Genomic DNA, 20,359 nt, shown 5'->3' with positions numbered 1-20,359 from the left:
GGTTTGTCAGGTAATATCACATGAGAATCAAAATTTCTTAACACTTACGAATTTGTTAGCGTTTACATAGATTTTGATATGTTTGTCCAGATTCCGGGACGACTTAACACTCGCCCTATATGTAAAACACGCATCTATCCATAGTAGATAGATGCGTGTTGTCTATTCAAACTTAACAAACAAGTGTCGTTTTGATTCGGCAATCAAAATTACTTCTTGTATGCCCACTTCCAGTCGTAAGGTGCACCAGCAGGGTTCATAACAACACCCTTAACTGACGTACGGAACAACGTAGCGTATGAACGGTAGTACAAAGGTGCCACACCGACTTCCTTGTCGATGATTTGCTCTGCTTGCTTGTAGTCTTCGTAACGCTTATTGTCGTCGTTAACGTCAGTCGTCTTAGCAGCTTGCATCAACTCGTTGTATTGGGCGTTATCCCATGAACCGTTGTTGAATGATGAATCCTTCGTGTACAAGTCCAAGAACGTTGATGGATCACCGTAGTCGGCTCCCCAAGCAGTGATAACCAAGTCAAACTTCTTTTCTTGTGACAAAGCCAAACGTTGCTTAAATGGTACCGGCTTGATGTCGATCTTCAAACCGTCCAACTTTTCCATTTGTGATTGCAAGAATTGTGCAGTACGCTTTGCACCGTCAGTGTCGTCCGTTACCATTTGCAACGTCAACTTCTTAATGCCGGCTTCCTTCATACCTTCCTTGAACAACTTCTTAGCCTTAGTCTTGTCGTATGCAATTGCACCCTTTACTTCGGCTGACTTAGCAAAGTCCTTGTTCGTGTTAGGATCAACAGCCAACTTAGTTGAAGTAAACGTCGTTGCTGGCGTTGCAGTTCCCGTCAAAATCTTGTCTGACAAAGTCTTACGGTCAATTGAGTATGAGATGGCTTGACGAATCTTTTGGTTAGCCAATGCCTTAACCTTCTTTTGGTTAAACTCCATGTAGAACGTTGAAGCTTGTGGGATAACCTTGTAAGCCTTGTTCTTCTTTGAAGCCTTAACTTGGTCAGGTGACAAGTTAGTGAAGTCAACCTTACCTGACTTGTACAAGTTGTAACCCGTGTTTTGGTCCTTGATTGTTTGAACAACAACCTTAGGCGTCTTAACTACCTTTGCATCGTAGTAGTTCTTGTTCTTTACCAATGAGTACTTGTTGTTTGAACCAGTCCAGTCCTTCAAGATGTATGGACCTGATGACAACGTGTACTTAGCAGCAGTTCCGTACTTCTTACCAACCTTTTCCACAAACTTTTGGTTTTGTGGGTAGAATGGTGCCATCGTCAATACTGACTCAAGTTGTGGCATTGGCTTTTCCAATTGCACTTCCAAAGTCGTGTCATCAACTGCAGTTACACCCAATGATGACAAATCAGTGTTTTCACCTGATTGGATAGCGTCAGCGTTCTTGATACCTGAGAACAAGTAAGCATATTGTGATGCCGTCTTAGGATCGTTCGTACGTTGCCATCCGTAAACAAAGTCGTGCGCCGTCAAAGCGTCACCGTTTGACCACTTCAAACCTGAACGCAACTTGAACGTCAATGACAAGCCATCTTCTGACTTCTCAACAGACTCAGCCAAAGCCAAAGCTGGCTTTCCTGACTTGTCGTTACGGTACAAACCATCACCAGTGGCTTGCAACGCATCAAAATCAACAGCAGCAGTAGACTTTGAAGGATCCATCGTTCCCAAGTCGGCACCTTCAGTCCAGTTGATCGTCTTGTACTTAGCAGCATCTGCTGTCAAAGGTGCAACCGTTGATCCCAAAATCAAGGCCGTTGACAACAATGCTGATGTCTTCAACAATTTGTTCATAAAATAACTCCCCATATCCAGAAAATGTAAATAACGTTTTTCAATATGCATGTATCATATCCTGGACGAAAATGAGAAGCAATGTCATTTTTTAATACAAACCATGAATTATGTTTGAATTCTAGGCACTAAAACGTTTAAACACCGCGGTTTATCAACGTTTTACAAAATGAGAATATTACTCATTTTCATGTCGTTTTCACGTTTTTTATGCGTTTTATTACTTTTTCAAATCTCAATTCACGCAATCTGACGCGTAATTGCTGTAACTGTTTATTCGTTGGCAGACCTTGCCATTCAAATAAGTTTTGTTGGGCAACATCTTGTCGATTAGCGTTTGAAATAACAACATCGATTTCTGAATCATGTTGTGTACTCACCACCACATTATATTCCGGCATCCCCAAAATAATATTGATGATTATTTGTCGTGTTCCTGGCAAACCCGGTAAATCCACCTCCAACCTAATCGGGGGAAATAACCGTTCTTTTTGGCACAACAAACAAATTAACATCGATAATGTCATATACAACGCGTTGTTAATCATTCCTTCCTCCATCGCGATGGACATTCTAAATTTGTCGATAATCCGTCCCACAATATAATCAATTTCTGGAAACCCTTCCTTAACGGTGGCTTTGTCATATTCACTAAATCTAACATCATACTTAGCTGACAACTGGATTAATTTAGGCGTTAAGTAGTGACGCAAACGATTGATTTGTGTGTTAGAAAATTCGAAGTCACTCAATGCTTTCACTTCATCAGTTACCACTTCCACCAACTTGTCTTGTTGTCGAGTCAGGTCATCAGTTACACATAAATATTCGTCGGCGTCCGCAAAAATGCCCAGTGCATACAGAAAGACTAAAAAATGGCGCGACTCTGCTTGCGCTACGTCGGCACTGATGCCAATTTGACTAATTAATTGGTTCGTTAATCGTTGCACGATGACCTTACTGCTGCCCGTCAAGCGTTCATTATCCTGCAGTATCTCATCCACCCATTCAACCGACGTGAAATGACGCTTTTTTACCCGCAAAAATAAAACGCCTAGATAAATTTTAATTTCCTGAATAGCAGATATTTGCAAGGCACCAACCACAGCTACCTCTTTGTATAACCAGCTCATCGTTTCCGCAATCATCTTTTCAGTATCAGTGTCAAAAGGGGTATTCTTCTCACACCAATATGTTCTAAAAAGATCAACAAACATTAATCGCAAGCGAGACTCCGAACGTGCTTTTAGGTGATAGTCGTTTGAAACCACCACATTATATTTCGCTAGGTTTTTTTCGAGCATAACCTTCGTGTTTCTGGCTGTCCCCACTGCACAAAGATAATGTTCTGCAAAATACGTATACGAGTGCATCGTTTCATTCAACATACTAATTAGCATCTGCCAACTAGCTGTCCGATGAAAGTACTGGGCAGCCAGTGCTTCAACATTAATTTGTCTGACCGAAACTAGCGTCACAATCCGTCTATCTGAACTCAGTATCAGTAGATTTTGATGGTCTTTATAAAAGTCTTGCAAATCAATGGCTACTTCTTCAATGACACTCAACACTAGGTACTTCGACCATCTCAGTTGACGCATCAAATCGGAAATTAGGCTGGTTTGATTTTCATTAGCAACCAGTAGGTTTAACAGCTGTATTTTTTCATACTCTCGTTTACCAAAAATCCACTCAATCATCTGTCTATTCCCCAAATCTACATTGTCTTGTATTAATAGAATAACGACGTCATCTGCCTGTTTAAGACAGTTTCCTTTTTTGAAAAGACGTTATTAAATTGAATGACAAATTTTTGGGCAATAAAAAAGCCGTTCAAACGAACGGCTTTATCAGCTTAAATTAACGCAATGCAATTGCCATGTAGTTCATGAAGCGTTCCAAGTAAAATGGCGCATCAACTGCAACAGCTGCGTATGTGTTCTTGACTGGATCTGTTAAACGACTCAAATCACCAATCGTGCGACCATCTTCATGGTCAACACGCATGTTAAGCGGTAGCAAGGTTACCAAGTTTGGGTCAACCGCTACACCAACAGCCAATGGATCGTGTAATGCTGCTCCTGCCTTGTTAATATCCAAGTTGTAGTAAGCATCAATGTAATAATCCATGATGTCAGCGTAGGCACGTCCCTTTTCGGTACCCAAGTCACGCCATTGTTGCGTTTCCTTCTTTGTAAGCAAAGTTTGCAACGTAACGTCTAGTCCAACCATCACCAAGTGCTTGGCATTCTTGAAAACATAATCGGCGGCTTCAGCATCTTGATTAATATTTGCTTCAGTATAAGGGGTTACGTTACCAGGTACTGTTAGCGCACCGCCCATAATCGTGATATTTCCAATCAACTCAGCAATTTCAGGATCCTTCTTGAATGCCAAGGCCAAGTTAGTCAAAGGACCAGTTGGCACGATAACCAAGTTCTCTGCATATTCGTGAGCGGCTTCAATAAGGAAGTCGACAGCAGATTGATTTTCGATTGGGCGCTTTGGTTCAGGCAAAACAACGTTACCGATACCATTGTCACCGTGGATGTCCTTTGAGACTTGCATCGCCTCGAAACTATTCGTGTTCAATGAGTGATCCACCCCGCGGAAGACCGGCACGTCCGTTGCTCCCAACAACTCCAACAACTTCAAGCTGTTTACAGACGTAATGTCTTGTACATTGTTTCCGTATGATGATGTGATTCCAATCAAATCTGCATCAGGCGTTGCCAATGCATAAGCCAAAGCCAAGGCGTCATCAACACCTGCATCCAAGTCCAAAATCATCTTCTTTTGAGCCATTTTTCCATTCTCCTCTATATATACAAGTTTTGTTATTTTATTTTAAGCATTCATTTGTTGCACTTGTGCCAAGAACCACTCGTTGAATCGTTCGGCGTCCACATCGACACCAATCGTTGCATTCACGAAGTCATTTGCGTGCCAACGGTGCTGGAAATCCCAAACCGTTGCGCCGGCTGCTGGTCCTTCAGTAACAACGTCAACGGCACCATCTTTAACAGTCATACATGATGGATCAACCGCATAAAGGATTGTGTTCACATCGTGCATTGGCTTACCACCTTCATGAACATCACCATAAGCCGTAATAATATGGCTCAGCATATTACCAGCCTTACCCATTTGCGTGATGGCTGCCATTGTTTCTGGTGTAATCAACGCCTTCAAAGTCACGTCCAGGCCAATCATAGTTTTCTTAACCGGCGCTTCCATGACAATCTTAGCTGCGTCTGGGTCCGTAAAGATATTAAATTCAGCAACTGATGAAACGTTTCCACCTGAAACCGATCCACCCATCAAAATGACTTCATCAATATTGACCAAATCGAATGGATAAGTTTGGAACAGCGCCGCAACGTTTGTGTAGGCACCTGTTGCAATCAGCGTCACTGGTTGTGAACTGGTTTGCAACACTTTGTGCATGGCAGTCACGGCATCATCATCAATTGGCTTAATCGTAGGTTCTGGGAAATCATATCCCGGCATCCCCGACTCACCGTGAATGTTTGCTGCATCTGCGAACCCCTTCTTCAATGGCTTAGATGCACCGGCCGCAACCGGGATGTCTTCACGATGGAAAAATTCAAGCAACTTCAATGCATTTTTTGTCGTCTTATCAACTGACACATTTCCAGCAACAGTGGTGATAAGTGACACGTTCAAATCAGGATGATTGACAGCAACTGCAATCGCAGCGGCATCATCAATTCCTGGATCCATATCTAAGATAACCTGACGCATGATTTTTTACCTCTTACCAAACAAAGATTCCAGCTGTAGCAGCAGCTAGCAATGAAACCAAAATACCTGAAAGCATCAAGTATCCAGCTTGAGAACTAATCAAATCGTTAACCTTCTTACCAGTCAATCCCTTGAAGGCCCCGATAATCATACCTAGCGTTCCGAAGTTGGCAAAACTTGTTAGGAACACCGCCGTAACAGCCACTGCGTGTGGGTTGTGGAACAAACCAGTTCCGGCCATGATTGACTTTGAAATTTGACCCATAACAACGAATTCGTTTGTTACCAACTTCAATCCCATCAATTGAGACAAGTTGAAGGCGTCGGCTGGGTTAAATCCTAGCAACCAAGCGAATGGGACCATCACAACACCGATGATCTTCTCCAACGTCAACCAGTGGAAACCAGTCAAGCCTAGCAATTGGTCAATCAACGCTGCCAATCCAACGAAGGCAATAACCGTAGCCGTGATAATCAAAATCAACTTACCAGCACCCAAGATTGAGTTTGACAAGAATGAGAAGAATGGCTCGCGTTGGTGTCCTTCTTCAGTACTTTCGTTAACGATAACATCCTCTGATGGATCCAATTGCACTGGGTTCAAGATTGCTGTGAAGACGATTGAAGCCAAGATGTTCAATGGCACGGCCATCAAAACGTATTGTCCAGGAATCATCTTCGTGTAAGCACCAAGAACTGAAGCCGTCACACAGCTCATTGACATCATGGCCAACGTCAAATTACGTTGTGCTGACATGCGGTTCAATTGTGCCTTTGAGACAGCCAAAACTTCAGTGTTACCGAGGAACATCATCTCAACTGAGAAGAATGCCTCAAACTTTGGTTGACGCGTGATGAATGACAAACCACGTCCAACCCACTTGATAATCCATGGTAGAACACCGATGTAAGTCAAGATGTCAAACATTGGCACAACCAACAAGATTGGTAGCAATGCTGACGTTACGAAGTTTGGTCCACCGTGGTTAGCGGTTAGCCAATCTGGCAATGCAAATGCAATTCCTTGGTTCGCAACGGCGATCAACCATGCGAAGCCACTTGCAGCACCCTTGATGATGTCTTGACCAATCGTGAACTTGTTAAAGAACCAAGCCAATACCAACATCAACCCAACGATTGTTAGAACGGAACGCCAGTCAATGGCCTTCTTATCCATAGAGAACAAGTACGCAATTCCGATAAGAATTGGAATAGCGATGATGTTAACAATCAAAAACATAACGATACCCCCAATAAAGATAAATTATTTTACAATCACGATATTTCGTGTACAATTCTTGTAAAACGTTTTTGTAAATCGTTTTACAAGTAATAATGTAACATGCTTCACAAGATTTAGAAAGCGTTTACACTCGGTTTTTTCGAAATAAAGGAGATTTTTGCATGATATGCACATCTTGACTGTCGTTTTTGAAAAATCCAATGTCGCTCTGTCACTAACCAGAATAAAAAAGGAGACATTATGTTCTATCTTATTGGCATCTTATCTGGATTGATGCTAGCTGTTCAAAATCCATTTAATTCAAACTTTAGTAAGGAATTATCGTCGCCAATTGCCGGTGGCTTCATGGTTTATATTATCGGGACCATCGAATTCCTATTATTGTTGCTTATTACCCGTGCTAACGTGAGTGGCATTTTGTCGCTTGGAATCTGCCACGGTAATATTTGGTTGCTTGGTGGCGTTTTGGGAGCAGCATTCATTACCAGTATCATTATCTTGTTCCCTATCTTGGGGCCAATCAATGCTGTTATTTATCCAACCCTTGGTCAAATCTTCTCAGGTCTAATCTATGATTGGACAGGTGCCTTTGGTTCACATCAAGTACCAGTTAAGGTCATCGCGATTATCGGCGTCGTTCTACTATTAGTCGGCGTCTTCCTAACGTCTTATGAAAAGAGCTTGCCAACTAACGACCCTAAGGCAAATATTTGGCAAATCATCTGGGCATTGATTGCTGGTGCCCTTTCAACAACCCAAGGTTTGTTTAACGGTCAATTATCAGCCATTGTTAAAAACGCTTCTGGTGCTTCATTTATCGCCTTCCTAATGGGAACCATTTTCTTGTTGATTGTTGTGATCGCCACAAAGTCATTGCATAAGAACACAATGCCAGCTGGTCTAACTTCGTTCACCGGTTGGGTCGCCTCAACGCTAGGCGCTGCTTACGTGCTAATTATGACCATCTTGATGCCTGCCCTTGGTGCCGGACTCACAATCGGTCTTTCACTTGTCGGTGTGATGGTGGGATCAGCATTGGTTGAACAACTTGGCCTATTCGGTGTCGTTAAAAAGAGCGTGACCGTCCGTAAAATTATTGGGATTTTACTTTTCATCTGCGGTGTCGTCCTTACCAAGATGTAATTCCTCCCAAATACGATTGTTATGACGTTTAATGTTGTTACTGACGTTATGATACTCATGTTGGTTATAACCAACGCCCATTTTATATAGTGATGTCGTACTTCTTTACAAAGTGTTTTCTTATCACCCTTTAAGACATCACACCCACATATTCCAAAAAGCATCCGCCCCCTGTACTGCGGATGCTTTTTTGTTTTGAAAGTTTGTTTGTGGTTTGTGTCGTCCCATGCCTCGACGCACACAAATAACCGCAAACAAAAAATGGCCAACCGAAGTCGACCATTCAGACAAAAAAGTCGACCATTCAGACAAAAATAAAATAAACCCTCATGAAATATACCAGTGGGTAAGTATACTTGCATATAGAGAGAAAGAGAGAGGTGCGTATTAGCCGCGAAAGCCAATCCGCAACACCATATGCGCCGAAAGTCACACATGATGTGAAACTATGCTCAGTTCTATAAAAGAGCGACGTAGATTTATTACCACACTTCGATTGTAAGTGATAGGGTAACCAACCATGTGGCGAATGTGTCGTGTATTCACGCGATTTTAATAGAGGTACAAACACATTCTTCATATATCTACGGTTGTTATTTTAAACCAGATATATCATGCTTAATGCATTATTTCTTTATTTGGAGTATCTTTCGTCAACAATCATATTCATTATGTTATTAACGTAAAAATCACGCCTCATGTTTGTTATTTTCTACCGAGTCCTTGTTAAGATGATTTGCTGCAATATGTTCTACCGCATTGGGATTTGCGCCGATCAAGGTCATATATCTCGCGTATTCGTCATCTGTTAATTTAAGCACCGCTATATCTCCTTCTAATTCAGAATAGATAGATAGATAGTAGCACCCTACTAAAACAGGCATCAGATAAATTCAGTTTTGTGGAGGTGATATCGTGCGCGATTCGTCCGTTTTCGCATTTTTTGCATCCGTGGCCCACATCTGTTCCACTTTAAAGGCAAGCTCAACATTCAGACAATTTGACGCAGTATAGTTAAAAACGTAATTAAGTGTGCGTACTTAATTACACACTCCTATAAGTAGACGGTTGTCTATTTTCGTTTTCTCAGCATCATTCGCTCAATGCTGAGTTTTTTTATTTATCGCCATATCTATTTACTAATTAAGGGACAAGCCATCTGTCAGATAATGACATGGCGTTATAATGACATCGTACCGTTGGATATTACTATACTAAAATTATCGTCTAATTGTTATTGATGAATGCTTTGCTTTTACTAACACCTACTATCACCTATTCAACGATACAACAAAAGGCTAGTGCACTGTGCACTAGCCTTTCTTTTTATTATCATCACCAACCACAACGTTGCTCACGAACACTGGCTTTCTCATGATTGGTTGTTTCATATGCCTGCATATCAGCTCGTTGTAGCTCACCCAACGCACAACACAAATCACGATGCCGCTCTGCTTTGGAGATAAACATCTCTAGGTCTATTGACCCAAATTTCGCTTTGACAACCTCATTATCATGCCACTGCACAATAATCGGCCCTGTGACTTTATTCGGATTATTAAATAGCAGTCGCTGTTGTTCACTCGCTGATAAGGCTAATATTTCCTTATCACGTGTTGCTTTCTTAGACCAAGATAAAATCTCACAGAATTCATCAAATGTCATTGGAAACTCTTCCCTAACGCGAATGACACGATACTTCAGCTGATGTTGCTGTAAAAACTTCTCAACATGCTTTGCTACTTGTCGTTGTTTACGTGCGCCAACAACGTATAGTTCGACGCCGTCTTCATGTTTCATCATTGCACATCCCCCTCCGTCTTGTTCACTTTTATCGTAAAACAAGCCCTTCGATGAGATTCAAGTTTTGCTTTGTTTCTTGTATCAAAAGAGCACCAATAATGTTTTTTACGTATACATAAAAAGCAGATCAGGCCTGATCTGCTTTGGTGAGCTAATTTGCTCGTTCATAAATTGATTTAGTAAACTTGTCCATGGTCAAATTGACTGCCGTATGCAGGAACGAGTCAAACTCAGCAAATGTTGGTAGTGTTGTCCACACGATGACTCGTGTGTCATCTGTATGGGGTAACAAAGTATCACTGATAACCATGTCACATTGTCCCAATTCGTCACTCACATCAACTCGCAATTCAGCTTGTCGCATAAGCATTGCCGCAACTTCTTCGTGCATAAACGTATCACGAATTCTCAAACTAACCTGCAACTGCGGAATCATAACCTGTCGATTTAAGATACCAATGAACAAATTATAGAACATTCTGAACATTCGATTCTTGATGTTTAGCGTCTTAATGCCTAAGTACTCGTTGACCCGAGTTAAGAACCGATCCGTAAACAACGCATACTCAGGGAAAAGTGAATGATTAATCGTGTAATCATCATTACCTTGGTAGTTGATGTGCGTCAAAAACAATAACCGCATCGTTGGTAGTTCGAGTTGACGTGTTAACTGAGTCGACAAATCTTGTGGCATATCTTGGCCAAAAAACTCACGATAAACCGTCTGTGCGATTGTCGTTAGCATGCTATGCACTTTAGCTACCTCTGGGCTAGCATTCCGACTCAAATGACCGTCCGCTATACCAACTCGAACAAACATAATAACACCATAACGGCTCTCTAATGAAAGTTCGTGCGGTGGTAACCGGACAAAACGGCGAATAACTGACTCGTTCAACCCCAATAAATTGCGATAGGCATCATCCAACTGATCATCTGGCAACAACAACTTATACTGATCAGAACTTGAAATTGCACAACGCGCGTTTAATCGAACTAGCCAAACTGCTAATTCAATCATCAAAGACAAGTGTTGGTGGTCCGTTAAGTGCCCCGCCTCCACATTTGACATTTGATAAAAACGTGCCACCTGATTCGCCTGGCGAATAATGTCAGGGGTAAAAAATTCCGCTAGTTCAATTTCATCATGAATGACATTTTTAAAAATACTAACTAACATGATTCAATCGCCCACTCATCTCCTTGTAGGCGATTGTACGTATTAATCTCGATATTTGCCGTTCGTGCACGATCGTTAAATTGGTGAATGTCATTCTTCAAGTGTAGCTTAGGCACCTTGAGATTTTCTGCCAAAACTGAGAGTGCTGTAGGATTATTAGTCATGCCCACAACTAATGTTCGGAATAGATATGACTCTTTAATATAATTAGCCGTTAAGCTAAGCAAATACGCTCGGTTACCGGGAATCAATTCCACTTCACGTTCAGATGGACTTAATCGTAATCGTCCCTGTTCTGGTATACCAAATCGTTTTTGATCATGTAGAAGTTCATTGATTAGCGATTTGATCATGTAAGTAGACCAATTAAAATGACGTTCCAATTCTGGAATCAGCATTTTAGTTTGATTAGTTTCGTAAAAGTAGCTAACCAATGCCACTTTTCTAACTTCCTTTTTTCCCAGTAACCACTCCATAGTAATTATCCCCCGACTTCAATCCAATATAGCGTTAGCATAAACGATTGGAAAGAGTCGTCCATGAAAGCATTGAAGTAATCCCAGTTCTCCTTTGCTTGGAATAATTTGATTGACTCTTTGACGGCAGCATACTTGGCTTGCGCTAAATCAACTTTTTCGGCCATGATGAGTTGAATAATTTCAACCATTTGACGTGCTCTTATGATGAGATTCCGGACTAGTTTTTCTAGTTTGGTAAAATATCATCATAGGAGTATTTTTATTTATGGTTACACGTTATGAAGAGGACTTTAAAAAGTCCATCGTGGAGATGGTTAAAGCGGGCCGTCGGCCCGATGAATTATCCAAGGAATACGGTCCTTCAGCCGATTCAATTCGGAATTGGGTCAAAAAATATGCGCCTGTAGAAGTGAATGGCGAATCAATATCAGCTGATGAATTGAAGAAGTTGCGTAAGGAAAACGCAATTTTGAAAGAAGAGCTCGAAATTTTAAAACGTGCGGCGGTGTTGCTGGCAAAACATTAGTTTTGCGCGGTAGAAGTGTTGTTTTACCAATTATCCACAAAAATTTGGTACAGGGACACCGCATCACACGCGTTCTGAGTGCTTTGAAAATTCCAATGTCCACTTACTCTGACTGGATCCATTGGGAGCCGAGCGCACAAGAAATACAACACAACAAATTGAGAATTGCCGTCGAATCAATTTACACAGCCAATAAAGGCATTTATGGTTATCGACGAATTGCTAAAACCATGCGCGACTTATTCAAACTAGCAATCAGCGACCGCTTTGTATGGCAATTGATGAGTGAAGCTGGCTTGAAATCGCGTATGCAAAAGCGATATAACAAGCCTACAACAGTCAATGACAAAGATCAGATGCCGAATCTGATTATCAATCTGGATGACCTAAGCGGCGTAATTACAACTGACATTACGTATATCCAGTTGACCGATAAGACATGGGTTTACATGGCTAGTGCATATGATCCGGAAGACCGTAAGGTGCTGTCGTATCGAATTGCAGATACAATGACAGCTCAACTAGCAACCTCAGTAATCGTTAAGGCGCTAAGACGAGGTGGAAAACCACTGTATGTGCATAGCGATATGGGAAGCCAGTATACCAGCGAATTGTTTGAAAATACACTGGAGTCCATAGGTATTAGGCACTCTTACTCCCGTAAAGGGCACCCTTACGATAATGCCCGCATCGAAAGTTTTCACTCGTTACTCAAGCGGGAGCTGATCTACCAACATGATTTCGAGAGTATAGCTGATGTGCAAGCCGCTGTTGGATGGTACGTCAACTGGTATAACAACAATCGTATATCACTCCGTGATGCCGCCTAGACCAATTTCTAGATGACATAAACACGATTATACAAAGTTGCCTATACACCGGCGTTTACAAGCACTGACTTTGTGAAGTCCAAAAATCACTCTGATCAGTGCTTATTTGCTATACCCTCAGACTTGTGAAATTCAACAAAATCCAAACTAGACCACCGTAATTACAGAGTCTCCGGCAGACACAGGGAGAAAACACTTGGCCCCATTAAAAATGACCCGAAATCTGTACGAAATCAGGCCATTGTGAAAAATTTTCGAGGTACGATCTCTAACGGGATCGAAAAAGAGGTCCGTAGTATTGACATCAGAGCCACGCAAAAATAGGGTCATCCAATCATCCGCCTCAAAAGGTAGACTGAAGAAAGAATGCAATAAATCATGAACTTCTTGACTCTGTCCACGTTGGATACTAATTAACAATAGCTGGTACACCAAAAAGCTGATTACGTGTAGCACATCATGACGCGCTGCATCGTGTCGCTTCTTTAACTTTTGCGTCAAGAAGTGAATACTGGTCATTGCTTTGGGATAATAGGCCAAAATTTCATCATATGTAAAATAATTTAGATATAGCAAAAATGCTTTGAGTTCGGCCATTGTATAGTACTCTGATCGCCTTAAGACGTCGTTGAGTACTGGTTTAATGCGTTTTGCTTCTTCGCTGCTTAGCAGAACAGGTCGGAAATCATTTTTGTCTTGCAAATTAATCAAGCCTGATACGTCGCGCGTCCGTTGATATTCAGCAATCGCATTTATCACCGGGCTTGCCGTTGCATCTTCAGTTGATTTTGGTTCGATAAACAAACATAGCTCATCTAATCCAACATTAAGTGTGCGTAGCATCGCGTGCAACTTGTGCACAGTAATATCACCTTGCCCGTTCACAAACGTATAGTAGCGACTGCTAGAGATTCCGGCGTGCTTCAAAATATCACACACTGGAATGTGCTTCATATCAATCAGCCCACGAACAGCTGATGATATGGTTGTATCTACCTCTGTTTTCATACTTTCTTTTTCTCTCTTCATCTCAAAAAATCATAGCAAAAGCTAAAAATTCATTTCCCTTTGTACAATTACCAGAGTCATCTTTTTCATATCCCATTAAAGGCATACTAACATTTTGTACGTTACAACCTTTATTTTTTTTCGAATTAAATACGCCGTGGCTCTGGCATCATCTATTTTTAAAAAATTTAAAAATAACCCTAGTTCTTTGCTGCTTCTCGCTTCAATACTTGAATCTCATCCCCACCGACAATCACTTCGTCACAGACATTCAAGAACAAGCCGTGTTCAACAACACCAACTTGATTTGATAGCCACGTAGCGAGTTCTTCTGGGAATGGAATCGTCTCCAAATGCAAATCAATAATGTTATTACCGTTATCCGTCGTTAGTGGACGCCCATCTTCATCCAAACGCAAAATGGGATTCAAGTTGTGTTTCTTAAACAAACGGCATAGTTGTTGTTCACCGTATGACACCACCTCAACCGGCAATGGGAAGTGACCCAGCTCAGCGTGTTGCTTGCTGCCATCAACAATCCAAATGTTACGCTTTGAATTTTTGGCAACAACTTTCTCATATAGCAATGCGGCACCACCACCCTTGATACCATTCAATTGTGGATCGACGGCATCGGCACCATCAACAGTCAAATCAATATAATCAACAGCATCTACATCAGCCAATGAAATACCCAAGCAACGTGCTTGGTGCGCAGTACGATTTGAAGTCGTCACGCCGACAATATCAAGCCCTTCATTGGCAACGCGTTCACCAAGACGGTCAACGAAATAGCGAACCGTTGAACCAGTTCCCAACCCGACAACCATACCGTTTTCAACTAAACTTGCGGCGTATTCACCAGCAGCCTTTTTTTGTTGTTGAATCTTGTCTAACATGTCGTTCTCCCCCTTAGTCTTCATTGTGCAATGATCGAACAACTTCTGAGTGAGTTGGAATTGAACGAATGGCACCAGAACGTGAAACTGCAAGTGAAGATGCCTTACATGCATATTCAACTGCGTCTGCAACATTCGTCGCATCCAACTTCAATTGTGAAACAACCGCACCGATAAACGTGTCACCAGCAGCAGTCGTATCCACCGCCTTCACCTTAAAGATTGGACGAGTGTGAGGGTCCTTACCGTCAAGGTTGTAGTAAACACCATCTTCACCAAGCGTGATGATAGTTCCTTGCACTGACAATTCAGAAATCGCATCGCTAACTGCCAATAGGTCCTCATACTTTGTTGACGGCTCGCGTTCCAATAGAGCGGCTGCTTCAGTCTCATTAGGAACGATGATATCCGTGCATGCTAGGATTGCTGGATCAATGTCTTTGGCATTCATAACTGGTGCTGGATTCAAAACCGTCTTAACACCATACTTCTTAGCAAGGTAGAATCCCTTAGCAACAGCTTCTTGTGGGACCTCAAACTGTGCAACAACATAATCAGCATCCGCAATCAATGATTCAGACATCACCACATCATCAGCTGACAATTCAGCGTTAGCACCACCGTACACAAGAATCGTGTTGTGCCCGTCTTCTTCAAGCAAAATCGTAGCTGAACCAGTTGCTGTATCCTTCTCACGCAAACCAGAAACGTTAATCCCTTCTTCTTCTAGTAGGGCCTTGAATTGTTGACCAGCTGCGTCCTTACCGATCGCACCGATGAAGCTAACTTCTGCACCTTGGCGGGCGGCTGCAACTGCTTGGTTAGCACCCTTTCCTCCGAGGTTCATGCTGCGCTCATCAATTCGCAAGGTCTCTCCTTGGAGAGGCAAACGCTTAATATTTTGGATAATATCCAAGTTCAAACTACCAATTACGACAACCTTGTTCATTTCTTTCACCTTTTCCCTTATAAGTCATTTTTGAAATACGCATCTTGTAAATCGTTTTTGTAAATCGTTTTACAAAGAATAATATACACCCTTTTTGTGGAATGTAAACCTTTTCAACTCGGAATTTGGTGAATGAATCACAAACAAATCGCTTTCGTGCGCAAAAAAGCCCTAGAAGCGTGGACTCCTAGGGCTTTTGCTTAATTGTTATTTAGTTGGTGCTGGTGCCGTTGATTCACGTTGAATTAGACGAACATCCAAAATTTCTTCTTGCATTGGCAATGCCGGATCCTTAAGACGTGCCAGCACCATGTCCAATGCTAATTGCCCCATGCGCCAAACGGCCTGTGTGACAGTCGTTAGTGATGGGACCGTAAATTCTGCATAATCAGTATTGTCATAACCGATAACACTGATGTCTTCCGGAACGCGCACGCCACCATTCTTTAGACCGCGCAACAAACCAATTCCCATTTCATCATTCAAAGTAAAGGCCGCCGTGGCCCCTGATGCAGCGACTTTATTCGCAATCGCTAACCCACCATGCTTTGACAGTTTCGTCGCGATCTCAATAATTTCAACATCATCTTGTTCATCAATAATCGCTGTAAACCCAGAAATACGTTCCAACATATTTGTTGTCATCACGTCAGGGTGCAACAAAGCAATCTTTTTGTGGCCAAGTTCAACTAAGTGGCGCGCGACCACCTGACCACCGGTAAACTCATCTGTCTTAACGTGGTCCGAAATGTTGCTATCGTTAATTTGATCTAGCACAACGTACGGAATACCTTGTTTTTGCAAATAACGATCCACTTCTAAAGCATTTGGTAGCATTCGCGCAATCACCAACCCGTTTACCCCACGTTCCAACATCTTCAGCAACCCTTGTTCAATTTCATCGTCATCAACTGAAATGAAGACCAAGTCCGCGAGATTGTGGGCATGGTTTTGCATACTTTGCATTAAGTCTGAAAAGAATGGATTACGCAAACTTGGCACCATCACCCCAATCAATGGGTTACCGCCACCACGAAGGCTCTTGGCACTCTGATTTGGCACGTAGCCCAATTGACGAACTGCATCCATGACACGTTCGATTGTTTCCTCAGGAAAATGATCGTTTTTCTTATTAATAACTTGTGACACCGTCGTTGGTGAAACACCTGCCAACGCTGCTACGTCTTTAATTGATGCTTTTTTTGCCATGTCTATCCCCCTCGCGATATTACCCATGTACTCTCTAATACATATCTTTACAAACATTATACCTATTTCAACTAGTAAATGCATTTACTAAATTGAAAAAAAGTTGCATCAAAAAAGCTGAACAAACGGGGGATTCCATCTGCTCAGCTTTTTCGAGTTGTTCACATACTGACTTATACAAGTCATAAGGAGTTGTAGCGCCAACATTAGCTAACCTATCTCGTAACCATCGCTAACTAATGTTGCCATATTATGCTTTTGACATCTCTACAAACGCTATACTACCCTGCCTTGGTAATGTCATGTGAAATCATCCCGTCAAATGGATAATAAACCACCAATCATTATTGATTAATTTTCATTTCCATTGCCAAAATCTTATGCTCTTTAATCACCAAGTACACCAAAAGAACTAGTGCGAGTCCTGAAGCAACATAAATCGTTGTGGCTGATGCACCCCAACCGTACTTATTAACTAAATTACCAATCAAGGCCGTCGCGGCTGTTTCACCAAATACATATTGGAAGAAGCCCATAAATCCTGTTGATAGACCGAGTGCATAGTTAGGTACAGCTTCATTTACCATCAAACCAACCAGTGCTAATGGTGCATAAATCAAGCTTCCCATGATAAACAAAACTGCTACAATAACAGCCTTGTTATTGCTTGTAAAGTACGTTACCAAGCAAGCAATCATCGCAACAACACAAACTAGGCACACAAGTGAACGGCGGCCTTTTAGGAAATCAGAAATGGAACCAAAAATAATAACACCCGGCACAGCTGAAAGTTCAAAAATACCGACAAGCCACTTTGCCCAATCAATACTAAATCCCTTAGTAGGGAGATAACTTGGAATCCAACTCATAACACCGTAGCGAACAATATAGATTGACATCGATGTCAGCGTAACCGCCCATACAATCTTATTAGTTAAAATATCATGCAACAAAATTTGCCAAAACGACTTATCTGATAGTTCTTGACTTGTTGACTGACCATTTTCATCCAATTCAACGTGACCAGAGTATTCTGCCATGCTAGGCAATCCTTCAGTTTCTGGTCGTTCTGAGTTAATCAATAGCATCAACGTTGCAATAACCGCTGAAACAACAGATGCTGTCAAGAATACCGCTGGTAATGACCCGGAGAACAAAAAGGTCGCAATTTGAATACATGCGACACATGCAAATGCACCCGCATTGTGGGCTGATGCCCAAATTGCAAACATCGTACCACGGTGCTTTTTTGAGAACCACAAACTAATTTCACGTTGACAAGCTGGCGCACCGATTGCTTGCGTGACAGAAATCAACAACATGAGTCCCAAAATAATGTAAAAATTGTGCGTAAATGCTAGAAACGCATTAAATATGCCAGATAGATACAAACCGAAGGCCAAAAAACGTTTGGTATTTGACTTATCCGCTAAACCACCCATAAATAATTTAGAAATACCGTACCCGATTCCAAACGTCGACAAAATCAGTCCAATTTGACTCAAATTAAAGCCATAAGCTTTCATAACCGGTTGTTGTTCCGTAGTAAAGATCAATCGAATAATGTAGTACGCCATATACGTCACACAAGTTGCAAGTACAACTCCCACTTGCTTACGAACATATGTTGACTTAACTTTTTCCGCTGGTACTTTAGTACTTGCATCTGGTGATGCTTTTAAAAAAGAAAACATCATTTATTCCCCCAAAAAGATAATGATTAAAGGTCCCAATTCCCGTAAACCTATATACGTAACATACTACAAATGTTAACGCTTTCATTTTCATCATCTGTAAAAAAGAACAGTAACATTCTGACAAGCGAATTTTCAAACTATCCAAAATCGTTTTCAACCTAACTTCTTTTTAAAAAGCAGTAATTAAAAAGGTCGAATGCTTAAAAGCATTCGACCTTCTGTTTTACTTGGTTAACAAACCGCGCAATTCTAGCTCACGGTATAGTGAACGCGTCTTGCTGTTTTGCAAGCGGATCATTCCCTTATCACGTGCGATAAGGCGAATACCGTTTTCACGTAGTTGTTGCTTTGCCCAAGCCTTAGTACCTACAAGTGCCACAACCTCTCACCTCTTTTCCGATAACCTCATGGATTATGTTGGATGCATTTTTAATGGCTGTCATTAAGTGTGCACCTAACTGCATCACGACATGGCAGAATTCCTTTAAATGCTCTTATGATGAGATTCCGGACTAGTTTTTCTAGTTTGGTAAAATATCATCATAGGAGTATTTTTATTTATGGTTACACGTTATGAAGAGGACTTTAAAAAGTCCATCGTGGAGATGGTTAAAGCGGGCCGTCGGCCCGATGAATTATCCAAGGAATACGGTCCTTCAGCCGATTCAATTCGGAATTGGGTCAAAAAATATGCGCCTGTAGAAGTGAATGGCGAATCAATATCAGCTGATGAATTGAAGAAGTTGCGTAAGGAAAACGCAATTTTGAAAGAAGAGCTCGAAATTTTAAAACGTGCGGCGGTGTTGCTGGCAAAACATTAGTTTTGCGCGGTAGAAGTGTTGTTTTACCAATTATCCACAAAAATTTGGTACAGGGGCACCGCATCACACGCGTTCTGAGTGCTTTGAAAATTCCAATGTCCACTTACTCTGACTGGATCCATTGGGAGCCGAGCGCACAAGAAATACAACACAACAAATTGAGAATTGCCGTCGAATCAATTTACACAGCCAATAAAGGCATTTATGGTTATCGACGAATTGCTAAAACCATGCGCGACTTATTCAAACTAGCAATCAGCGACCGCTTTGTATGGCAATTGATGAGTGAAGCTGGCTTGAAATCGCGTATGCAAAAGCGATATAACAAGCCTACAACAGTCAATGACAAAGATCAGATGCCAAATCTCATTATCAATCTGGATGACCTAAGTGGCGTAATTACAACTGACATTACGTATATCCAGTTGACCGATAAGACATGGGTTTACATGGCTAGTGCATATGATCCGGAAGACCGTAAGGTGCTGTCGTATCGAATCGCAGATACGATGACAGCTCAACTAGCAACCTCAGTAATCGTTAAGGCGCTAAGACGAGGTGAAAAACCACTGTATGTGCATAGCGATATGGGAAGCCAGTATACCAGCGAATTGTTTGAAAATACACTGGAGTCCATAGGTATTAGGCACTCTTACTCCCGTAAAGGGCACCCTTACGATAATGCCCGCATCGAAAGTTTTCACTCGTTACTCAAGAGGGAGCTGATCTACCAACAGGATTTCGAGAGTATCGCTGATGTGCAAGCCGCTGTTGGATGGTACGTCAACTGGTATAACAACAATCGTATATCACTCCGTGATGCCGCCTAGACCAATTTCTAGATGACATAAACGCGATTATACAAATTTGCCTATACACCGGCGTTTACAAGCACTGACTTTGTGAAGTCCAAAAATCACTCTGACAAGTGCTTATTTGCTATACCCTCAGACTTGTGAAATTCAACAAAAT

Annotated in this window: 20 protein-coding genes; 5 read left to right on the top strand and 15 right to left on the bottom strand. The window is 41.7% G+C overall.

Translation table 11 applies throughout. From position 1 onward, the window contains the following. Positions 1-209: 209 nt before the first annotated feature. From OIT45_RS07095 to OIT45_RS07075, 5 genes are all read right to left on the bottom strand, one after another. Positions 210-1,835, bottom strand: a complete 1,626-nt coding sequence (locus tag OIT45_RS07095; RefSeq protein ID WP_199404616.1) for a peptide ABC transporter substrate-binding protein — start codon at positions 1,833-1,835, stop codon at positions 210-212. A gap of 188 nt (positions 1,836-2,023) precedes the next feature. Then, positions 2,024-3,535 carry a hypothetical protein gene (locus tag OIT45_RS07090; RefSeq protein ID WP_199404615.1) on the bottom strand — a complete coding sequence of 504 codons (1,512 nt, stop codon included), beginning with the start codon at positions 3,533-3,535 and terminating at the stop codon, positions 2,024-2,026. A 160-nt stretch (positions 3,536-3,695) separates the two neighbouring features. After that, positions 3,696-4,640 (bottom strand): nucleoside hydrolase, encoded by a 945-nt coding sequence (locus tag OIT45_RS07085; RefSeq protein WP_199404614.1) that lies wholly within the window; start codon positions 4,638-4,640, stop codon positions 3,696-3,698. A 42-nt stretch (positions 4,641-4,682) separates the two neighbouring features. After that, a complete protein-coding gene (rihC, locus tag OIT45_RS07080; RefSeq protein WP_199404613.1) occupies positions 4,683-5,600 on the bottom strand; it encodes a ribonucleoside hydrolase RihC in 918 nt (305 codons plus the stop codon). Positions 5,601-5,613: 13 nt separating this feature from the next. Beyond that, positions 5,614-6,840 (bottom strand): NupC/NupG family nucleoside CNT transporter, encoded by a 1,227-nt coding sequence (locus OIT45_RS07075; RefSeq protein WP_199404612.1) that lies wholly within the window; start codon positions 6,838-6,840, stop codon positions 5,614-5,616. Positions 6,841-7,083: 243 nt separating this feature from the next. On the opposite strand from OIT45_RS07075, the gene OIT45_RS07070 reads away from it, so the two are divergent. Next, positions 7,084-7,986 (top strand): DMT family transporter, encoded by a 903-nt coding sequence (locus tag OIT45_RS07070; protein WP_199404611.1) that lies wholly within the window; start codon positions 7,084-7,086, stop codon positions 7,984-7,986. 1,335 nt (positions 7,987-9,321) lie between these two features. Here the strand turns inward: OIT45_RS07070 and OIT45_RS07065 are convergent. From OIT45_RS07065 to OIT45_RS07050, 4 genes are all read right to left on the bottom strand, one after another. After that, positions 9,322-9,789: a hypothetical protein gene (locus tag OIT45_RS07065; protein ID WP_135798435.1), complete on the bottom strand. Its 468-nt coding sequence runs from the start codon at positions 9,787-9,789 to the stop codon at positions 9,322-9,324. A gap of 151 nt (positions 9,790-9,940) precedes the next feature. After that, positions 9,941-10,969 carry a hypothetical protein gene (locus OIT45_RS07060; RefSeq protein WP_264339954.1) on the bottom strand — a complete coding sequence of 343 codons (1,029 nt, stop codon included), beginning with the start codon at positions 10,967-10,969 and terminating at the stop codon, positions 9,941-9,943. Continuing rightward, positions 10,963-11,409 carry a helix-turn-helix domain-containing protein gene (locus tag OIT45_RS07055; RefSeq protein ID WP_264339953.1) on the bottom strand — a complete coding sequence of 149 codons (447 nt, stop codon included), beginning with the start codon at positions 11,407-11,409 and terminating at the stop codon, positions 10,963-10,965. Before OIT45_RS07055 ends, OIT45_RS07060 begins: the two co-directional genes overlap by 7 nt. A 41-nt stretch (positions 11,410-11,450) precedes the next feature. Continuing rightward, positions 11,451-11,636, bottom strand: coding sequence for a hypothetical protein (locus tag OIT45_RS07050; RefSeq protein ID WP_199404609.1), 186 nt, complete (start codon positions 11,634-11,636; stop codon positions 11,451-11,453). Positions 11,637-11,713: 77 nt separating this feature from the next. On the opposite strand from OIT45_RS07050, the gene OIT45_RS07045 reads away from it, so the two are divergent. Next, positions 11,714-11,974: a transposase gene (locus OIT45_RS07045; RefSeq protein ID WP_199404344.1), complete on the top strand. Its 261-nt coding sequence runs from the start codon at positions 11,714-11,716 to the stop codon at positions 11,972-11,974. Between the two features lie 2 nt (positions 11,975-11,976). Further along, a complete protein-coding gene (locus OIT45_RS07040) occupies positions 11,977-12,804 on the top strand; it encodes an IS3 family transposase (protein ID WP_264330042.1) in 828 nt (275 codons plus the stop codon). Positions 12,805-12,951: 147 nt separating this feature from the next. On the opposite strand, the gene OIT45_RS07035 is transcribed toward OIT45_RS07040, so the two are convergent. The 6 genes from OIT45_RS07035 to OIT45_RS07010 form a co-directional block, all read right to left on the bottom strand. Next, positions 12,952-13,812 (bottom strand): helix-turn-helix domain-containing protein, encoded by an 861-nt coding sequence (locus OIT45_RS07035; RefSeq protein WP_264330041.1) that lies wholly within the window; start codon positions 13,810-13,812, stop codon positions 12,952-12,954. A gap of 200 nt (positions 13,813-14,012) precedes the next feature. Beyond that, the gene (rpiA, locus tag OIT45_RS07030; RefSeq protein WP_242458319.1) at positions 14,013-14,711 is read right to left on the bottom strand and encodes a ribose-5-phosphate isomerase RpiA; all 699 of its coding nucleotides are present in this window, start codon (positions 14,709-14,711) and stop codon (positions 14,013-14,015) included. A gap of 13 nt (positions 14,712-14,724) precedes the next feature. Then, positions 14,725-15,660: a ribokinase gene (gene rbsK / locus OIT45_RS07025; RefSeq protein WP_199404983.1), complete on the bottom strand. Its 936-nt coding sequence runs from the start codon at positions 15,658-15,660 to the stop codon at positions 14,725-14,727. Between the two features lie 207 nt (positions 15,661-15,867). Beyond that, on the bottom strand, positions 15,868-16,869 hold the full coding sequence (rbsR, locus tag OIT45_RS07020; RefSeq protein ID WP_135520606.1) for a ribose utilization transcriptional repressor RbsR: 1,002 nt from the start codon (positions 16,867-16,869) through the stop codon (positions 15,868-15,870). A 344-nt stretch (positions 16,870-17,213) separates the two neighbouring features. Beyond that, positions 17,214-18,563, bottom strand: a complete 1,350-nt coding sequence (locus OIT45_RS07015; protein ID WP_199404986.1) for an MFS transporter — start codon at positions 18,561-18,563, stop codon at positions 17,214-17,216. 226 nt (positions 18,564-18,789) lie between these two features. After that, positions 18,790-18,945: a hypothetical protein gene (locus OIT45_RS07010; protein WP_161691246.1), complete on the bottom strand. Its 156-nt coding sequence runs from the start codon at positions 18,943-18,945 to the stop codon at positions 18,790-18,792. Positions 18,946-19,126: 181 nt separating this feature from the next. Here OIT45_RS07010 and OIT45_RS07005 point away from each other — a divergent pair, with 181 nt between their 5' ends. After that, on the top strand, positions 19,127-19,387 hold the full coding sequence (locus OIT45_RS07005) for a transposase (protein ID WP_199404344.1): 261 nt from the start codon (positions 19,127-19,129) through the stop codon (positions 19,385-19,387). A gap of 2 nt (positions 19,388-19,389) precedes the next feature. Next, positions 19,390-20,217, top strand: a complete 828-nt coding sequence (locus tag OIT45_RS07000) for an IS3 family transposase (RefSeq protein ID WP_264329899.1) — start codon at positions 19,390-19,392, stop codon at positions 20,215-20,217. Positions 20,218-20,359: the final 142 nt, after the last annotated feature.

Origin of the sequence: Weissella sp. LMG 11983, assembly GCF_025908495.1 — a bacterium.
Classification (GTDB): Bacteria; Bacillota; Bacilli; order Lactobacillales; family Lactobacillaceae; genus Weissella; species Weissella fermenti.
Note: the sequence above shows the minus strand (reverse complement) of the source record. Positions and strands in the feature narration are given on the sequence as shown.